The organism is Nocardioides albus (assembly GCF_014648255.1).
Taxonomy (GTDB): Bacteria; Actinomycetota; Actinomycetes; order Propionibacteriales; family Nocardioidaceae; genus Nocardioides; species Nocardioides albus.
On the sequence record NZ_BMQT01000002.1, the window covers coordinates 22,295 to 39,275 of the forward strand.

At 69.6% G+C, this 16,981-nt stretch carries 15 protein-coding genes; 12 read left to right on the top strand and 3 right to left on the bottom strand.

The window, feature by feature from the left end; genetic code table 11:
• The first annotated feature begins 28 nt into the window (after positions 1–28).
• From IEY84_RS03425 to IEY84_RS03435, 3 genes are all read left to right on the top strand, one after another.
• The gene (locus IEY84_RS03425) at positions 29–1,789 is read left to right on the top strand and encodes a proline--tRNA ligase (protein WP_183552052.1); all 1,761 of its coding nucleotides are present in this window, start codon (positions 29–31) and stop codon (positions 1,787–1,789) included.
• Positions 1,790–1,890: 101 nt separating this feature from the next.
• Positions 1,891–3,117 (top strand): acetyl-CoA hydrolase/transferase C-terminal domain-containing protein, encoded by a 1,227-nt coding sequence (locus tag IEY84_RS03430; protein ID WP_183552055.1) that lies wholly within the window; start codon positions 1,891–1,893, stop codon positions 3,115–3,117.
• A gap of 19 nt (positions 3,118–3,136) precedes the next feature.
• Positions 3,137–3,841 carry an HAD family hydrolase gene (locus IEY84_RS03435; protein ID WP_183552058.1) on the top strand — a complete coding sequence of 235 codons (705 nt, stop codon included), beginning with the start codon at positions 3,137–3,139 and terminating at the stop codon, positions 3,839–3,841.
• 223 nt (positions 3,842–4,064) lie between these two features.
• On the opposite strand, the gene IEY84_RS03440 is transcribed toward IEY84_RS03435, so the two are convergent.
• Together IEY84_RS03440 and IEY84_RS03445 are read right to left on the bottom strand one after the other, a co-directional pair.
• Positions 4,065–4,496 carry a DUF4439 domain-containing protein gene (locus IEY84_RS03440; RefSeq protein WP_183552061.1) on the bottom strand — a complete coding sequence of 144 codons (432 nt, stop codon included), beginning with the start codon at positions 4,494–4,496 and terminating at the stop codon, positions 4,065–4,067.
• Between the two features lie 76 nt (positions 4,497–4,572).
• Positions 4,573–4,992, bottom strand: coding sequence for a hypothetical protein (locus IEY84_RS03445; protein ID WP_183552064.1), 420 nt, complete (start codon positions 4,990–4,992; stop codon positions 4,573–4,575).
• Positions 4,993–5,187: 195 nt separating this feature from the next.
• Between IEY84_RS03445 and rimP the strand changes: the two genes are divergently transcribed.
• The 7 genes from rimP (at position 5,188) to truB (ending at position 12,349) form a co-directional block, all read left to right on the top strand.
• On the top strand, positions 5,188–5,670 hold the full coding sequence (gene rimP, locus IEY84_RS03450) for a ribosome maturation factor RimP (protein WP_229788270.1): 483 nt from the start codon (positions 5,188–5,190) through the stop codon (positions 5,668–5,670).
• Positions 5,671–5,673: 3 nt separating this feature from the next.
• Entirely contained in the window at positions 5,674–6,651 is a 978-nt protein-coding gene (gene nusA, locus IEY84_RS03455) for a transcription termination factor NusA (RefSeq protein ID WP_183552070.1), read from the top strand.
• A gap of 2 nt (positions 6,652–6,653) precedes the next feature.
• A complete protein-coding gene (locus IEY84_RS03460) occupies positions 6,654–7,478 on the top strand; it encodes an alpha/beta fold hydrolase (RefSeq protein ID WP_183552073.1) in 825 nt (274 codons plus the stop codon).
• Between the two features lie 125 nt (positions 7,479–7,603).
• A complete protein-coding gene (locus IEY84_RS03465; protein WP_268244435.1) occupies positions 7,604–7,918 on the top strand; it encodes a YlxR family protein in 315 nt (104 codons plus the stop codon).
• Between the two features lie 93 nt (positions 7,919–8,011).
• Positions 8,012–10,939, top strand: coding sequence for a translation initiation factor IF-2 (gene infB, locus IEY84_RS03470; protein WP_189129290.1), 2,928 nt, complete (start codon positions 8,012–8,014; stop codon positions 10,937–10,939).
• An 82-nt stretch (positions 10,940–11,021) separates the two neighbouring features.
• Positions 11,022–11,480: a 30S ribosome-binding factor RbfA gene (rbfA, locus tag IEY84_RS03475; RefSeq protein ID WP_183552082.1), complete on the top strand. Its 459-nt coding sequence runs from the start codon at positions 11,022–11,024 to the stop codon at positions 11,478–11,480.
• Positions 11,477–12,349 carry a tRNA pseudouridine(55) synthase TruB gene (gene truB / locus IEY84_RS03480; protein WP_183552085.1) on the top strand — a complete coding sequence of 291 codons (873 nt, stop codon included), beginning with the start codon at positions 11,477–11,479 and terminating at the stop codon, positions 12,347–12,349. The genes rbfA and truB overlap by 4 nt, the downstream gene beginning before the upstream one ends.
• Before the next feature lie 216 nt (positions 12,350–12,565).
• Here the strand turns inward: truB and IEY84_RS03485 are convergent, their stop codons facing one another.
• Positions 12,566–14,977: a penicillin acylase family protein gene (locus tag IEY84_RS03485; protein ID WP_183545385.1), complete on the bottom strand. Its 2,412-nt coding sequence runs from the start codon at positions 14,975–14,977 to the stop codon at positions 12,566–12,568.
• A gap of 95 nt (positions 14,978–15,072) precedes the next feature.
• Here IEY84_RS03485 and IEY84_RS03490 point away from each other — a divergent pair, with 95 nt between their 5' ends.
• Both IEY84_RS03490 and IEY84_RS03495 read left to right on the top strand, forming a co-directional pair.
• Entirely contained in the window at positions 15,073–16,008 is a 936-nt protein-coding gene (locus tag IEY84_RS03490; RefSeq protein ID WP_229788273.1) for a bifunctional riboflavin kinase/FAD synthetase, read from the top strand.
• A gap of 76 nt (positions 16,009–16,084) precedes the next feature.
• On the top strand, positions 16,085–16,933 hold the full coding sequence (locus IEY84_RS03495; RefSeq protein WP_183545384.1) for a hypothetical protein: 849 nt from the start codon (positions 16,085–16,087) through the stop codon (positions 16,931–16,933).
• Positions 16,934–16,981 lie beyond the last annotated feature (48 nt).

Here is a 16,981-nt window from a genome sequence, read left to right on the forward strand (position 1 = left end):
CGGGTTGGCGCGCCGTACGCTTGCCCGCATGATCGCCCGTATGTCGACCCTGTTCGTGCGGACCTTGCGTGAGGATCCCGCGGACGCCGAGGTCGCGAGCCACAAGCTGCTTGTCCGTGCCGGCTACATCCGCCGCGCCGCTCCGGGGATCTACTCCTGGCTGCCGTTGGGCCTGCGCGTGCTCGGCAAGGTCGAGGGGATCATCCGCGAGGAGATGGCCGCGATCGGGTCTCAGGAGGTGCATTTCCCCGCGCTGCTTCCGCGCGAGCCCTACGAGGCGACCGGCCGCTGGACGGAGTACGGCGACGGCATCTTCCGGCTCAAGGACCGCAAGGAGGCCGACTACCTGCTCGGCCCCACGCACGAGGAGATGTTCACGCTCCTGGTCAAGGATCTCTACGGCTCCTACAAGGACCTGCCGCTGGCGATCTACCAGATCCAGACGAAGTACCGCGACGAGGCGCGTCCCCGTGCGGGGCTGCTGCGCGGTCGCGAGTTCATCATGAAGGACTCCTACTCCTTCGACCACACCGACGAGGGTCTCGAGGCCGCCTACCAGGCCCACCGTGCGGCGTACGTCAAGGTCTTCGACCGCCTCGGGTTCGAGTACGTCATCGTCAAGGCCACCTCCGGCGCGATGGGTGGCTCGGCCTCCGAGGAGTTCCTGGCTGTCTCCGAGGCCGGCGAGGACACCTTCGTACGCTCGCCCGGCGGCTACGCCGCCAACGTGGAGGCCGTCACGACGCTCGCCCCCGAGGCGCTCTCCTACGAAGGCGTGCCCGCCGCGCATGCGGAGGACACCCCCGACACCCCGACCATCCAGACGCTCGTCGATCACCTCAACGAGGCGTTCCCCCGCGAGGACCGTCCCTGGGAGGCCGGCGACACGCTGAAGAACGTGCTGCTGACGCTGCGCCACCCCGACGGCACCGTCGAGCCGCTCGCCGTCGGCCTGCCCGGCGACCGCGACGTCGACATCAAGCGCCTCGAGGGGCAGCTGGAGCCGATCGAGGTCGAGCCCATGGACGACGTCGAGCTCAAGAAGCACGCTTCGCTCGTGAAGGGCTACATCGGGCCCGAGGCGCTCGGTGAGAAGTCCGAGTCCGGGATCCGCTACCTCGTCGACCCCCGCGTGGTCACCGGCACCCGCTGGGTCACCGGCGCCAACGTCGAGGGTCAGCACGTCATCGACCTGGTCGCCGGTCGCGACTTCACGCCTGACGGCACCATCGAGGCCGCCGAGGTGCGCGAGGGCGACCCCGCTCCCGACGGCTCCGGCCCGCTCACGCTGGCCCGTGGCATCGAGATGGGCCACGTCTTCCAGCTCGGCCGCAAGTACGCCGACGCGCTCGGCCTGCAGGTGCTCGACGAGAACGGCAAGCTCGTCACCGTCACCATGGGCTCCTACGGCATCGGCGTCACCCGCGCCGTGGCCGCGGTCGCCGAGGGCACCCTCGACGACATCGGCCTGTGCTGGCCCCGCAACGTCGCCCCGTACGATCTCCACCTGGTCGCCACCGGCAAGGACGCCGCCGTCTTCGAGGCCGCCGCCAAGCTGGCCGAGGAGCTCAAGGCAGCCGGCATCGACGTGCTCTACGACGACCGCCCCAAGGTCTCGCCGGGCGTGAAGTTCAAGGACGCCGAGCTCATCGGTGTCCCGACCATCGTCACCGTCGGCAAGGGCCTCGTCGAGGGCAAGATCGAGGTCAAGGACCGCAAGAGCGGCGAGAAGACCGAGGTCGCCCTCGACGAAGCGGTCGCGCACCTGATCGCGGTCGTCCGCGACTGACCCACCACCCGCCGAATCGGTAGCTCTGGCAGGTCGAATCAGTAGTTGTGGGCGCGCCCCTTCTGCTGATTCGACACTGGCGGGTGAGGCAAGATCGAGCCATGACGGGGGACAGGGTGCTTGATCGTACGCTCGCTGGGCGGGTCGTCAGTGCAGCGGAGGCGGCGGCCCGGATCGGGCCGGGGGAGACGATCGCGCTCTCGGGGTTCGCCGGGGTCGGGCGCCCGAAGGTGGTGCCGGCGGCGCTGGTGGCGGTCCAGGAGTGGCCGGTGGGTGTCGACGTACGCCACTCGCGGGTCGCCCAGCACGCAGCCTCGGGGTTCTACGGCGCTCTCGACGTCGCCGTGGTCGAGGTGGCCGCGATCCTCCCCAACGGCCTGCTCGTGCCCGGTAGCAGCGTCGGCAACAACCAGACCTGGCTCGATCTCGCCGACAAGGTGATCCTCGAGGTCAACGGCTGGCATCCGCGCGGGTTCGAAGGATTTCACGACATCCACCACGGTGCGCAGGTCGCACCGCTACGCGCCCCGATCCAGCTGACCACGCCGATGCAACGGATCGGCGACCCCTACCTGCTGGTCGACCCGGCCAAGATCGTCGCCGTCGTCGAGACCGACCTTCCTGACACCGGTCAGCCGTTGAGCCCGATCGACGAGGAGAGCCGGGAGATGGCCGAGCTCGTCGTGGACTTCCTCCGTCATGAGGTACGCCACGAACGACTGCACCACAGCCTGCTCCCGCTCCACGTCGGTGAGGGAGACGTCACCGACGCTGTCCTCGCCGGACTCCGGACGGCCGAGTTCGAGCACATGACGGCCTACACCGCGAACATCCGGGACGGACACCTCGACCTGCTCGACTGCGGGAAGCTGATCGGAGCCTCTGCCACCTCCTTCCGGCTGTCGGCCGAGGGTGCCCGGCGGGTCGACAGCGACGTCCACCACTACAAGGGCCGGATCCTGCTGCGTACCCAGGAGATCGCCAACCACCCCGAGGTCATTCGTCGCCTCGGCCTGATCGCGATCGACTCGATGCTCGAAGCCGACCTGCACGGCAACGTGAGCGCTGTCGACGGGTCGGGCGACTTCGCCCGCAACGCCCACCTCAACATCTTCGTCGGATCCTCGACCACCGGCCCGGGTGGGTCGGGTGCCGCCTCGCGCATCGTCCCGAACGTGAGCCGTGTCGACCACACCGGGCACGACGTCCAGGTCATGGTCACCGAGCAGGGCGTCGCCGACCTGCGCGGTCTCTCGCCGGCCGCCCGGGCCCGGCGGATCATCGATCGTTGCGCCCACCCCGACTTCCGTGACCAGCTCGCCGAGTAGGCGTCGGTAGGCTCGCGTCATGGCGATCGACGCGGTGATCTTCGACTGGGGCGGGACACTCACGAAGTGGCACGACATCGACTTCCATGAGGAGTCCCTGGCGCTAGCCCAGGCGGTGAGGGGCGCCGGCGACGACGACCACCCGGTCAACGCGACCAGGCTCCACCAGGCCGGCGAGACGATCTGGGCCCGCAGCCGTGACCATCAGCAGAGCTCGACCATCGGTGATCTGTTCACCGAGGCCGGCCTCGAGCACGATCCTGACCTGCTCGAGGCCTACTACGAGTTCTGGGAGCCGCACACCCTGACCGACCCCGAGGTCGGACCGTTGTGGGAGGCGCTTCGCGCCGATGGCGTACGCGTCGGGGTGCTGTCCAACACGATCTGGCCAAGCGCGTGGCACCGCGGGTTCTTCGAGCGCGACGGGGTGCTCGACCTGATCGACGGTGACGTCTACACCTCCGAGGTGCCGTGGACGAAGCCCGCCGAGGAGGCGTTCCGGGCCGCGATGGATGCCGTGAAGGTCTCAGATCCGTCTCGATGCGTCTACGTGGGCGACAGGCTCTTCGACGATGTGTACGGTGCACAGAAGGCCGGTCTGCGGGCGATCCACATCCCGCACAGCAACATCCCGGCCAGCCAGCTCGGCCACAGTGAGGGGTCTCCGGACGCCGTCGCCCAACGGTTGAGCGGCATACACCAGATCGTTCGCTCCTGGGAATGACGCCGGGAAAAATTGCAAGTTCTTGCAATGCGCTTTTGCGGGTCTGGGCGATTCTGAGTGGGGATTGCATACTTTTGCAAGAGAAGTCAGCCCCCAGGCGGCTTCTCAGGCCTCGTGTCCAGGCCACAACCTGGCCCGCGAGCCGCCCGGTCTCGGGAGACATCTCGGGAGTCTCCCGCGCCGGACGGTTCGCGGGCCATCTTGGTTTTGGCCGCACCCGCCACTAGGTGCCGGGGAACGCCGTCGGCTTGGCACCCAGGTCGAGCTGTCGCGCTGCCGCCCGGCAGAGCAGCTGGACGAGCAGGATCCGATCGGTGCCGGTCGCCTTCGGCGCCAAGGAGAGATAGGTCGCGGTGGTGTCCTGCTCCAGGCGCAGGGCGGCGGCGCCGATGCTCTCCGCAGACCCGATCCGGCGCGGCAGGTCGTAGACGGCAGAGGACGCGACCGGCTCGAGCCCCGCGGCCACCACGCGGATGGCCAGGGCCTCACGGGCGTTCACGTGGTCCTCGTACGCGGCCTCGAGTGCGCTCGCCAGCGCCGGCGCCGACGAGGCGGAGGTGCGGCCACCCAAGGCACCGAGGATGTAGATCGCCGAGTGCTCGACCGCGAGCGCAGCCTGGATGGCATCCGTCGAGGCCGAGTCCGCCGTCGTCATGCCGCCGCCCCCGTCGAGGAAGGGAAAGCATACGGATTCGGCGGCCCGACCTCTGCTGTCGCTCGCTGGCGCTCGCTCATGCCAGCCCCCGCCCGTGCAGGAGCTGCTGCTGCGCGGCAGCGGCCGAGGCGAGCAGCGTGATCAGCTGGGGGTCTGCCGCATGCCCGGCGGCGCTGGTGAGCGTCGTGACCAGGGCGAGCTGGCGTTCCTGCCATCGGCCCGTCGTCGCCGCCTGAACGCCCTTGGTCGGCGCCAGGGCCTCGATGTGGATGCGATGCAGCTCGACGAACGCCGCCGGAGCGCCTTCGTCGGCGCCGAGGATCTCGGCGACCGTGGCGTCGATCACACTCTGGTCCGGGTTGGCGGGGGCCGGGGGAGTGCTCGGTGGTGGTGCTTTGACAGGATTCAGCGTCTCCGAGGCCGAACACGCCGAGGCGGCCAGCGGGGTAACCACGGCGAGGGCCACAGCGGTGCGGCGCGAGAGCATCCGGAACACGTGAGGAACCCTAACTACACCCCGCTGGAGTTGCGTCAGCGGCTTTCCAACACAGCCGCGTGCTGTTCGAGACACCTGAGGCGTACAGGTAAGGTGTCATCGGCGGTGCCGCGTGTGCTCGGCCGCCCACACAAGTGGGCCGGCTGACAGGACCAGCCAACAGGAACAGACAACAGGATGCAGGGGGAGATCGCGTTGAGTGCTGAGCGGAAGGACGCGATCGCGAGTGCCATCGAGGAGGCCCTTGTCGACCCGCTTCTGGCCCTGGGCCTCGACGTCGAGGCCGTGGAGATCACGCCGGCCGGCAAGCGCCGGATCCTGCGGATCGCCGTCGACAAGGACGGCGGGATCAACCATGACGGCGTCACCGAGGCAACCCGTGAGGTCAACCGGGTCCTCGACGAGTCCGACGTCATGGGCGAGCAGCCCTACACCCTCGAGGTGACGTCTCCCGGTGTCGACCGGCCGCTGACCCTGCCGCGCCACTGGCGCCGCAACGCGGGTCGCCTGGTCAAGGTCACCACCGTCGACGGCTCCACGTTCACCGGCCGCGTCAAGGAGTCCGACGAGGACCGCGTGAGTCTCGAGGTGAGCGGCAAGCGACGCGATGTGGCGTACGCGGAAGTGAAGAAAGCGCTTGTGCAGATCGAGTTCAAGCGGATCGACGAGGGGGAGTAGGCCATGGACATCGATATGAGCATCCTGCGGATGCTGGAGCGGGAGCGGGAGATCTCGCTCGATGTGCTCGTCGAGGCGATCGAGCAGGGTCTGCTGACGGCTTACCACAAGACCGGCGACTCCCAGACGAAGGCGCGTGTCGACCTCGACCGCAAGACCGGGCACGTACGCGTGCTGGCCGCCGAGGTCGACGACGAGGGCAACGTCGTCGGGGAGTACGACGACACGCCCGAGGGCTTCGGCCGGATCGCGGCCACCACCGCCAAGCAGATCGTGCTGCAGCGGTTGCGCGACGCCGAGGACGACGTGAAGTTCGGCGAGTTCTCCGGCAAGGAGGGGGACATCCTCTCCGGCGTCATCCAGCAGGGCCGCAACCCCGACGACGTGCTCGTCGACCTGGGTCGGCTCGAGGGCGTCATCCCGCTCTCCGAGCGCGTGCCGGGTGAGGACTACAGCCACGGCACCCGGATCAAGGCGCTCGTGGTGAGTGTCCGCAAGGGCATGCGTGGCCCGCAGATCACGCTCTCGCGCTCCCACCCCAACCTGGTCAAGAAGCTCTTCTCCTTCGAGGTCCCCGAGATCGCCGACGGCACCGTCGAGATCTCCGCGATCGCCCGCGAGGCCGGCCATCGCACCAAGATCGCGGTCAAGTCGACCGTCCCCGGCGTCAACGCCAAGGGCGCCTGCATCGGCCCGATGGGCCAGCGGGTCCGCCAGGTGATGTCCGAGCTGCAGGGCGAGAAGATCGACATCGTCGACTGGTCCGAGGACCCGAAGGTGCTCGTCGCCTCCGCGCTCTCGCCGGCCCGGGTCGCCTCGGTGCAGATCATCGACGAGGCGACCAAGTCGGCCCGTGTCGTCGTGCCCGACTACCAGCTCTCGCTGGCCATCGGCAAGGAGGGGCAGAACGCCCGTCTGGCCGCTCGCCTCACGGGCTGGCGCATCGACATCCGCTCCGACGAGGAGACCCCGGTCGCCTGAGCGTGCGTGAGAGCGATCTGACCGACCCCGACGGCATCCTGGTCGAGCCTGAGGGGGCCACCACCGGCGTACTCGTCCTCTCCGGGTCCTCGGGGCGGATCGAGACAGACCGGTGCCGGATGCTGGCCTCGCACGGGGTCGCAGCTGCCTCGATCCGCTACTTCGGTGGCCCCGGACAGCCGGGGGAGGCCCGGATGATGCCGCTGGAGACGTTCGACGACGTACTTGCCGACCTCCACTCCCGCTACCAACGGCTGGTCGTGCTCGGTACGTCCTGGGGCGCCCAGGCGGCGCTGCTGCTCGGCACGCTGCACCCTGAGATCGACGCGGTGGTCGGGATCTCGCCGACGTACGTCTCCTGGGCGGGTCTGAGCGAGGAGCGGCCGCAGCGCTCGTCGTGGACGCTGCGCGGCGAGCAGGTGCCGTTCGTACCCTTCGATGACGAGGCGATCGAGGAGGCCGTGAAGGATGCCGGCGGCGAGCTCCCGTCGTTCTGCGAGGCCTACCTCTCCGCCCTGGAGAAGTACGCCGACCGGGTGCCCGCCGCGACTATCCCGGTCGAGCGCATCACCGGCGAGGTCGTCCTGGTCGCAGGGGGAGGCGATGCGCTGTGGCCGTCGGTCCTCTTCGCGGAGGCGGTCCGGCGCCGGCGTACGGCTCACGACCTCGAGACGATCGTGGTGACCCATCCGGAGGCCGGTCACCGGGTCGTGCTGCCCGGCGAGCCGCTGCTCGCGTTCAGTCAGAGGTTCGATTGGGGCGGTTCGGAGCAGTCCGACCGCGAGCTGGGCACGCTGGCATGGCCGGAGATCGCCGCCGTCTTGTGAGGTCGGGTCACGGAATAAGAACGACCGGTGCCCCGGTTTAGTCTCCCGAACCCCGGAAGCGGTAGTGTTGAGTATCGGTGGCACGCCTCGAAGAAACTACGCAGAACGGACCTGTCCGTACGTGCGTGGGTTGCCGGAAGCGAGCTGCCAAGCGCGAGTTGTTGCGGGTGACCGCCGGCTCGGACCATGACGGCCAGCCGGCCGTGGTGCCCGATCCGACAGCCACCGCACCCGGGCGAGGGGCGCATGTGCACCCCACGCGTGAGTGTTACGAACTCGCGGTGCGCCGGAAGGCGTTCACCCGGGCCCTGTTCCCGAAAGGCAGAGGGGCCGCGGGCGGGCTTTCCAGCGCACCGGTGGAGGACTACCTCGACAAGCGCCCGACATCCACGACCGTCGCCGACGGTCAACTGACCAGGAACTGGAGCAAAAGCTCATGAGCACTCGATGAGTACTTCGCGATGAGCGTGTTCTACAACCATTAGTGGTCACAGTTTCACCCGGATCTCGGGTCTGTGGCCAGAAGGAGAAACGTGGCTAAGACCCGAGTCCACGAACTCGCCAAAGAGTTCGGAGTCGAGAGCAAGTTCGTTCTCGAGAAGTTCAAGGAGATGGGTGAGTTCGTCAAGTCGGCGAGCTCGACCGTCGAGTTGCCTGCGGAGATGCGTTTCCGCAAGGAGATCGGCCCCGGCCTGAAGGCCGGCGGCAACGGTGGTTCCGCGTCCTCGGACGAGAAGGCCGCCCCCAAGCCCGGCCCGAAGCCGGCTGCCCCCAAGCCTGCTGCACCCAAGAAGGCCGCCGACAGCGCGCCCGAGAAGGTTGATGAGGCGCCTGCGGCGACCAAGCCGTCTGCTCCGAAGCCCGGTCCGAAGCCCCCGGCCAAGAAGGCCGAGGCTCCGCCGGCCGCCCCCGCGGCGGCGGCTCCGTCCGCAACCAAGCCGAGCCCGAGCACGCCCGCAGGGACCGACCGAGGCGAGCGACGCCCGGCCGCGCCCAAGCCGGGTGCGCCCAAGCCCGGTGCGCCGAAGCCCGGTGCTCGTCCGCAGACCCCCGCGGCTGGCGGTGGCGCTGGCGGTCCGGGTCGTCCCGGACCGCGTCCGGTCGGCAAGCCCGGCGCTCCGCGCCCGGGCAACAACCCGTTCTCCTCCAACCAGGGCATGGGGCGTCCGCGTCCCGGCGGCCAGGGTGGAGGTCAGGGTGGCCAGGGCGGCCAGGGCGGTGCCCCGGCCGGTGGCGACCAGCGTCCGCCGCGTCCTGCTGCCGCCCGTGAGGGTGGCCAGGGTGGTGGCCGTCCCGGTATGCCGCGTCCCAACCCGGCGATGATGCCGAAGTCCCCGGCCGCGTTCGGTGCTCGTCCTGGTGGCGGTCCCGGCGGCGGTGGCGGCGGCCGCGCCGGTGCTCCGGGTCGTCCCGGCGGCGGTGGCCGTCCGGGTGCCGGTGGTCGTCCCGGTGCCGGCGGCGGTGCTCCGGGTCGTCCCGGTGGCGGTGGCTTCGGGGGTCGTCCGGGTGCCGGTCGTCCCGGTGGTCGCGGAACGACCCAGGGTGCCTTCGGTCGCCCGGGTGGTCCCTCGCGTCGCGGCCGGAAGTCGAAGCGGGCGCGTCGTCAGGAATTCGAGGCCATGGAGGCCCCGACGATCGGTGGCATCCGCGTCCGCAAGGGCAACGGCGAGACCGTGCGTCTCGCCCGTGGTTCCTCGCTGACCGACTTCGCCGAGAAGATCAACGTCGACCCGGCCCAGCTGGTGCAGATGCTGTTCGGCCTCGGTGAGATGGTCACCGCGACCGAGTCCGTCAACGACGAGACCCTCGAGCTGCTCGGTGAGGAGCTCAACTACATCGTCTCGGTCGTCTCCCCTGAGGACGAGGACCGCGAGCTGCTGGAGTCCTTCGACATCGAGCTCGGCGACGAGGGCGACGAGTCCGACTGGACGGTCCGTCCGCCGGTCGTCACCGTCATGGGTCACGTCGACCACGGTAAGACCAAGCTGCTCGATGCCATCCGTGACGCCAACGTCATCGAGGGCGAGGCCGGTGGCATCACCCAGCACATCGGTGCCTACCAGGTCGCGACCGAGGTCGACGGCCAAGAGCGCAGGATCACCTTCATCGACACCCCGGGTCACGAGGCGTTCACCGCCATGCGTGCTCGTGGTTCGCAGTCCTCGGACCTCGCGGTCCTCGTGGTCGCTGCCGATGACGGCGTGATGCCGCAGACGATCGAGGCGCTCAACCACGCCAAGGCGGCCGGTGTCCCGATCGTGGTCGCGATCAACAAGATCGACAAGCCGGAGGCGGACCCGACCAAGATCCGCGGCCAGCTGACCGAATACGGCGTCATCCCCGAGGAGTACGGCGGCGACACCATGTTCGTCGAGATCTCGGCGAAGTCGCGGATCAACATCGAAGGCCTCCTCGAGGCCGTCGTGCTGACCGCCGACGCCTCGCTCGACCTGCAGGCCAACGCCAGCCAGGACGCGCAGGGCATCGTCATCGAGGCTCACCTCGACCGTGGCCGCGGCCCGGTCGCGACCATCCTGGTCCAGCGCGGCACGCTGCGCGTGGGTGAGTCCATCGTCGCCGGCCCGGCCCACGGCCGTGTCCGCGCGATGATCGACGAGTACGGCCACGAGATCACCGAGGCGACCCCGTCGCGTCCGGCGATGGTCCTGGGTCTCTCGGCGGTGCCGGGTGCCGGTCAGAGCTTCCTGGTCGTCGAGGACGACCGGATGGCTCGCCAGATCGCCGAGAAGCGCGAGGCACGCGAGCGTGCCGCGCAGCAGGCCAAGCGCCGCGTACGCCGCACGCTGGAGGACTTCATGGCCTCCATGGAGAAGGGCGAGAGCCAGGAGCTCAACCTCATCCTCAAGGGCGACGTGTCCGGTTCGGTCGAGGCGCTCGAGGACGCACTGGCCAAGATCGACGTGGGTGGCGACGAGGTCTCCATCCGGGTCATCGACCGCGGTGTCGGTGCGATCACCGAGACCAACGTCGACCTGGCTGCTGCCTCCGACGCGATCATCATCGGCTTCAACGTCCGCCCGCAGGGCAAGGCGACGGAGCTGGCCGACCGCGAGGGTGTCGAGATCCGCTACTACTCGGTCATCTACCAGGCGATCGAGGAGATCGAGGCGGCCCTCAAGGGCATGCTCAAGCCGGAGTACGAGGAGAAGGTCCTCGGCAAGGCGGAGATCCGCGCGATCTTCCGCTCGTCGAAGGCCGGAAACATCGCCGGTTGTATGGTCACCGAGGGCCTCATCCGCCGCAACGCCAAGGTTCGCGTCCTGCGCGACGGCGCCGTGGTGGCCGACAACCTCGACCTGGCCTCGCTGCGCCGCGAGAAGGACGACGCCTCCGAGGTCCGCGAGGGCTTCGAGTGCGGTCTTGTCCTGAAGAACTTCCAGGACATCAAGGAAGGCGACTTCGTCGAAGCCTTCGAGATGGTGGAGATTCCGAGGGGCTGAACGAGCCTCTGACGTTGGCCGGGTCGCAGTCGCGGCCCGGCCAACGTCTCGATTTGCTTCGATTATTTGAGAGAGTGTGAACATGAGTAGCCCACGGGTGCGTCGGATCGCGGACCGGATCAAGGTCGTTGTCGCTCAGATGCTGGAGCGGCGGATCAAGGATCCGCGGATCGGCTTCGTCACCATCACCGATGTACGAGTGACCGGTGACAGCCAGAACGCGACGATCTTCTACACAGTGCTGGGAGCGGACTCGGAGGCCGAGCTCGCCGGCACGGCCGCGGCGCTGGAGTCGGCCAAGGGGCTGATCCGCTCCGAGGTCGCCAAGCAGCTCGGCACGCGCACCGCCCCGACGCTGGAGTTCATCCACGACGCGCTGCCGGAGACGGCACGCCACCTCGACGACGTGCTCGCCCGCGCCAAGGCGCAGGACGAGGCGGTCGCCGCTGCTCGGGTGGAGTCCTACGCCGGGGAGCCGGACCCCTATAAGAAGCCCCGCGAGGACGAGGGCGAGGACGAAGACGAGGACGACGAGGAGTGAGTGCTCCTTCTGGCCTCGTCATCGTCGACAAGCCTGCAGGGATCACCTCTCACGACGTCGTCGCGCGAGTTCGGCGGCTGGCCGGAACCCGCAAGGTCGGGCACGCCGGCACCCTGGACCCGATGGCAACCGGCGTACTCGTGCTGGGGGTCGAGCGCGCCACGCGGCTTCTCGGCCACCTGATGCTGACCGAGAAGTCCTACGACGCGACAGTCCGGCTGGGGGTCTCGACGACCACCGACGACGCCGAGGGAGAGGTCGTCTCGGAGACGGCCGTCGGCGATCTGACTGCCGAAGACGTACGCAGCGCCTTCGCCGCCCAGATCGGGGACATCCTCCAGGTCCCGACCGCCGTCTCGGCGATCAAGGTCGACGGCAAGCGTGCCTATCAGCGCGTACGCGACGGAGAGCAGGTCGAGCTGAAGGCCCGACCCGTCACTGTGCACGAGCTCACCGTCGAGGACGTCCGAAGTGAGGGCGACGTGGTCGACGTCGACATCTCGGTGCGCTGCTCCAGCGGCACCTACATCCGCGCGATCGCCCGCGACGTGGGCGAGGCGCTCGGGGTCGGTGGTCACCTGACGGCGCTGCGCCGCACCGCCGTGGGGCCATACGATCTCGGTGTCGCCAGGACTCTCGACGAGCTCACCGAGGAGTTCGCCGCGCTCCCGCTGGCCGCCGCCGCTCGCGCGGCGTTCCCGGCGTACGACCTCTCTGATGAGCAGGCGCAGGACGTCCGCTACGGGCGCAAGCTCGCGCTGCCGCTCGACGGGCTCACCGCCGTCTTCGCCCCCGACGGCGAGTTCCTGGCGCTCTACGAGCCGGTCGGCCCCGAGCTCGCCAAGGCGTCCGCCGTCTTCGTCGGCTGACCCCCCGCGGCCGAGACGTCAGGTACGTCGGCCGAGACGTCGCTCCCGTCGGCCGAGTTGGCACAACGTTGCCAACTCGGCCGACCGCAGTGACGTCTCGGCCGACCGCAGTGACGTCTCGGCCGACCGCAGTGACGTCTCGGCCGACCGCAGTGACGTCTCGGCCGACCGCAGTGACGTCTCGGCCGACCGCAGTGACGTCTCGGCCGAGGAGGGTCAGCGCAGGCGTACGGTCTCGACGAGGGCTGCCTTGATCTCGGCGTCGGTCCAGGGGAAGTCGACCCACTTCTCCTCGGAGAAGAGGCGGGTCTGGTCGCTGGACCACGGGGAGGCGGGATCCTCGTACTGGCCGTAGGTCAGGATCGTGCGCGGCTCGACGCCGTCCGGGCCGAACGAGACGGCCTGGATGTGGGAGGAGCCGTAGGTGATCGGCCTGGCGAAGCCGTGGTTCGCTCCTGGGTTGCGGGAGGCCAAAGCATTGGCGTTGCCGGCCAGGTTGCCCTCGCCTCCGCCGAGGGGCAGCGGGGGAGCGCCGCGGTCGGCGGCGACCTGGTAGGCGCCCCACGGCGAGTCGATCGGCAGACCGGTCGCCTCGACGACCGCGATCGCGTCCTTCATCGCCTTGATCGTGCTCGGCGTCGTGCGCAGCCCGCGCGGCGTGTCGAGCGGGTGGTCGGCGTCGAACGGCACCCGCCAGAGCCGGATCCCGGTCGGGGCCCGCTCGACGAACTCGGTGAAGATCGCGGTGCCGACCGAGGTCGCGTCCGACCGCCCGTCCCAACGGGCCAGGACGGCGCAGGCCTCCTTCTCGCCGGTCAAGCGGCAGACCCGGTCGAGGGCGCCATCGGCCTTCATCACCTCGGCCGTACGCTGCCGGTTGTCGTACTCGTGCTCCGCCAGCGAGGTGGGCGTCTCGACGCCGTGAGCGGCGAGCTGGTCGGTGACGTAGCGGGCCACCATCTGCGTACGCATCGTCCGCTCGCACCGCTCGCAGCCGAGGATCGCGGGGTAGCCCTCCAGCGGCGAGTCCGGGTTCGGCAGCCAGTGGGAGTCGTTGGCGTTCATGACCCAGTCGCGGCGGACGACGTCCGGCAGGTGCTCGTCGCCGAGGATCCCGGGGCGCTGGGCTTCGGCGTCGGATCCCCAGGCGCAGGTAGACCCGGCGCGGTTGCCGTCGAGACCGGGCAGGCCGGCGACGACGTTCAGCAGCCGACCGACGACCGTCATGCAGCGCGAGGCGAGCTCGTCGGTGACGTGCGGGACAACCGAGTGGTCGGCGTAGAGGGCGTCGCCGTGGCGGTCGGCCGCGACCGTGTTGACCCACGGCATCCCGCCGCCGGCGTCCTGGCGCTCCAGCAGATCGCCGACCGAGGAGGCGGAGCCCATGCCGAGGAACGTGTCGATGGTACGCAGGTGCTCGGCGTTGGCGTCCCGGATCGCCCAGAAGCTCTGTGGTCCCCAGGCCATCAGCTGCGAGGGGGAGTCGATGACGTAGCCCTCGGACGTGCGGTAGAGATCCTCGGTGACCGTGGTCGTGCCAGAGGCGGTCTTGACCTCGACCTCCACCTCCCGTCGCTCGGCGCGCTTCACCCCGTCCGGGGTGAGGTAGCGGGTTCCCGGCCCGAGCGTGGTGTATTCATAGGGCGTGAACCGATAGGCCGTCGAGACCGTGTGGCTCCAGGCGACGTCGTCGTTCCAGCCGATGTTGACCGCCGGCGAGCCGATCAGCGAGGCGCCGGCGACGTCGTACTCGCCTGGGATCGTCAGGTGCTGCTGGGTGAACCGGTAGCGGCCCTGCCAGGGGAAGTGCGGATTGCCGAGCAGCATCCCGGCACCGGTCGAGCTGGCGTCCCCGCCGATCGCGGTCGCGTTCGACCCGAAGGCGCGCTCGGGGTCGCGGCCGAAGGAGGCCAGCAGAGCCTTCTTGTCCACCTTCGCGGCCGCAGCCGGCACCTCGGCGGCAGTGGTGGGCAGCGACGGCAGCCCCAGGGCGCCGGGCAGATCGGGCAGGCCGGGGTCGGTCAGCGACGGGGGAGAGGCGGCGTTCATCTCGCCCACGAACTGCCCGGCCGAGGCGATCAGGTTGGCGAGATAGACGCCGTACCAGACCTCGATATCGGTGACGTCTGCCCGGATGTAGGGAGCGTCCGCGCAGGCCGGGTCGGTGACTTCGTGCGTACGCAGCCACTCGTTGACCCCGGCGGCATATCCCCGCACCATCTGCTTCGCACGCGTCGACGGCCCGGCCGGGGACTCGAGCAGCTGCTCGACCACCTGCCGGTTGTGGAGATCACCCACCAGCACGTCCGAGTCGAGGTTGGTGGTCGGCTTGGAGACACCGTCGTCGTAGACCTTGTCGGCGCCGAGCCAGCGGGAGCGCTCGCCCCGGGCGCTGAGCAGGATGTCGGCCAGGGTGCAGGTCGCCTCCCCGGCGGTGGCCCAGCCGCTGCCGTAGCCCAGGGAGCCCCAGTCGCGAGCGGTGATGTGCGGGATCCCGTGCTCGGTGATCTGCACGTTCGCGTCGTACGCAGGAGGTGGCTGGGCTGCCTCTGCGGGGGCGCTGAGGGCGCCCCCGAGAAGGACCAGCGGAGCGAGGGACATGGTGGCTCTGCGTACGAGGCTCTCCATGCCTCCACCAACGAGGATAGGTAGAACAGGTTACTGTTTGGTTGCCAGGTGGCCCGGATCCCGGGAAGGGGACCGAGGATGGATATTCTGGCGGCGTGTTCTGGAGAAGTCTGAGCGAGGTGCCCGCCGACCTCGGCCGCACCTGTGTCGTGGTCGGGAACTTCGACGGCGTCCACCTCGGGCACCAGCATGTGCTGCGCCGGGGGCGCGAGGTGGCAGACGCCAAGGAGCTCACCCTCGTGGCGGTCACCTTCGACCCGCACCCGATGGCGGTGCTGCGACCCGAGCACGCCCCGGGTGTGCTCACCACGATGGAGGAGCGCGCCGAGCTGTTGCTCGCCGCGGGCGCCGACGCAGTGCTCGCGCTGCCCTTCGACATGGAGATGGCCAACTGGTCGCCCGACGACTTCGCCCAGCGGGTCCTCGTCGACGCGCTGCATGCCGAGGCGTGCGTGGTCGGCGCCAACTTCCGCTACGGCTGCAAGGCCGCCGGCGACGTGGCCGACCTGGTCGCCTACGGCAAGATCCACGACTTCTCCGCCGAGGGGATCCCGCTCGACGGCGGGCCCCAGGTCTGGTCATCGACGTATATCCGCACGTGTCTGGCGGCCGGTGACGTCACCGGTGCCGCCGAGGCGTTGGGCCGGCCCTACTCGGTGCGCGGGATCGTCGTCAAGGGCGACCAGCGCGGCCGCGAGCTCGGCTTCCCGACGGCCAACGTGCCCACCGACTCGCTGACCGCGGTGCCACCCGACGGCATCTACGCAGGCTGGCTGACGCGGCGCGACACCGGTGAGCGGTTCCCTGCGGCCATCTCGGTCGGCACCAACCCCACCTTCGAGGGCGTGGTTGGGCGTCGGGTCGAGTCCTACGTGCTCGACCGTGACGACCTCGAGCTCTACGGCGTCGAGGTCGAGGTCGCCTTCGTGGAGCGGTTGCGCGGGATGGTCGCCTTCGAGGGGATCGACGCGCTCGTGGAGCAGATGCGTGCCGACGTGGTGCGCGCGCGCGAGATCCTGGCCGAGCAGTAGATCAGACGGGCCCATCCGCGCTCTCCGACCCCGGTGCCCTACCCAGCCGGGTTCGGGTGCGGTTGAATGGCTCGCCATGGATCCCCACTCCACCCCCACGTCCGTCTACGAGACCGAGGTCGAGGCCGAGCGCGCTCGCGGCGGCATCCCGGCCACTCTCAACGCGGTCCTCGTCACCGGTGGGCTCTGGGCCCTCCAGTTCTTCTCCGGATCGGCCCCGTTGTCGACCTGGGCCGACGAGAACGGCACCAACTCGGCCGGCTGGCTGGCCTCGTTGCTCGGAGGCCGGCTCACCTACTTCGGCAGCGGCTCCTTCGGCGACCTCTTCTCCGGCGACGCCCTCGTCCACTCCACCATCCTCACCGCGACCGTCTTCGTGCTGACGTGGCTGCTGACCTGGCTCGGCACCATCGGCATCTGGCCGAGGGCGTTCTGGCCGGTCTTCCTCGGCTGCTGGTTCGCAGCGATCGTCGCCACGGCCGCCGGCCAGGTCGCAGAGAGCGTCTACGCCTACTACTCGGACGGCCGCTCCGGCTCGCTGGTGGCGACGCTCGGTGACGTGCTCGAGTCGGGTGCGGCGTACGGGCTGACCTATGGGTGGGCGACCGGGTTGCTGATCGCGCTGATCTGGCTCGCGGTGCCCGGCAAGAGTGACGAGGTGGAGGAGTACGCGCCGATGTCCTCGCTCATCCCTGGCGGCTCCGGGGGCGCACCCGGCGGCTACGGCCAGCAGCTGCGCTCGAGCGTCGCCCTACCGACCGCGCAGACGAGCCTGTCGCCCGCCTCGGCGTCCGGGCGACCGGCTCAGCCGGTCCAGGTCCGCACCTTCACCGGGCCCGCTCGCGGCCCTGCCCTCGGTTCCGGGCCGGCCGGTGACACGGCGGCGTGGAAGGACTTCGTCCGCGACGTACGCGGCCGGTCTTAGCCTGCCGGCTCCTCGTTGCCGCCGATCTTCTCGGCGGCGCGCGGTGTC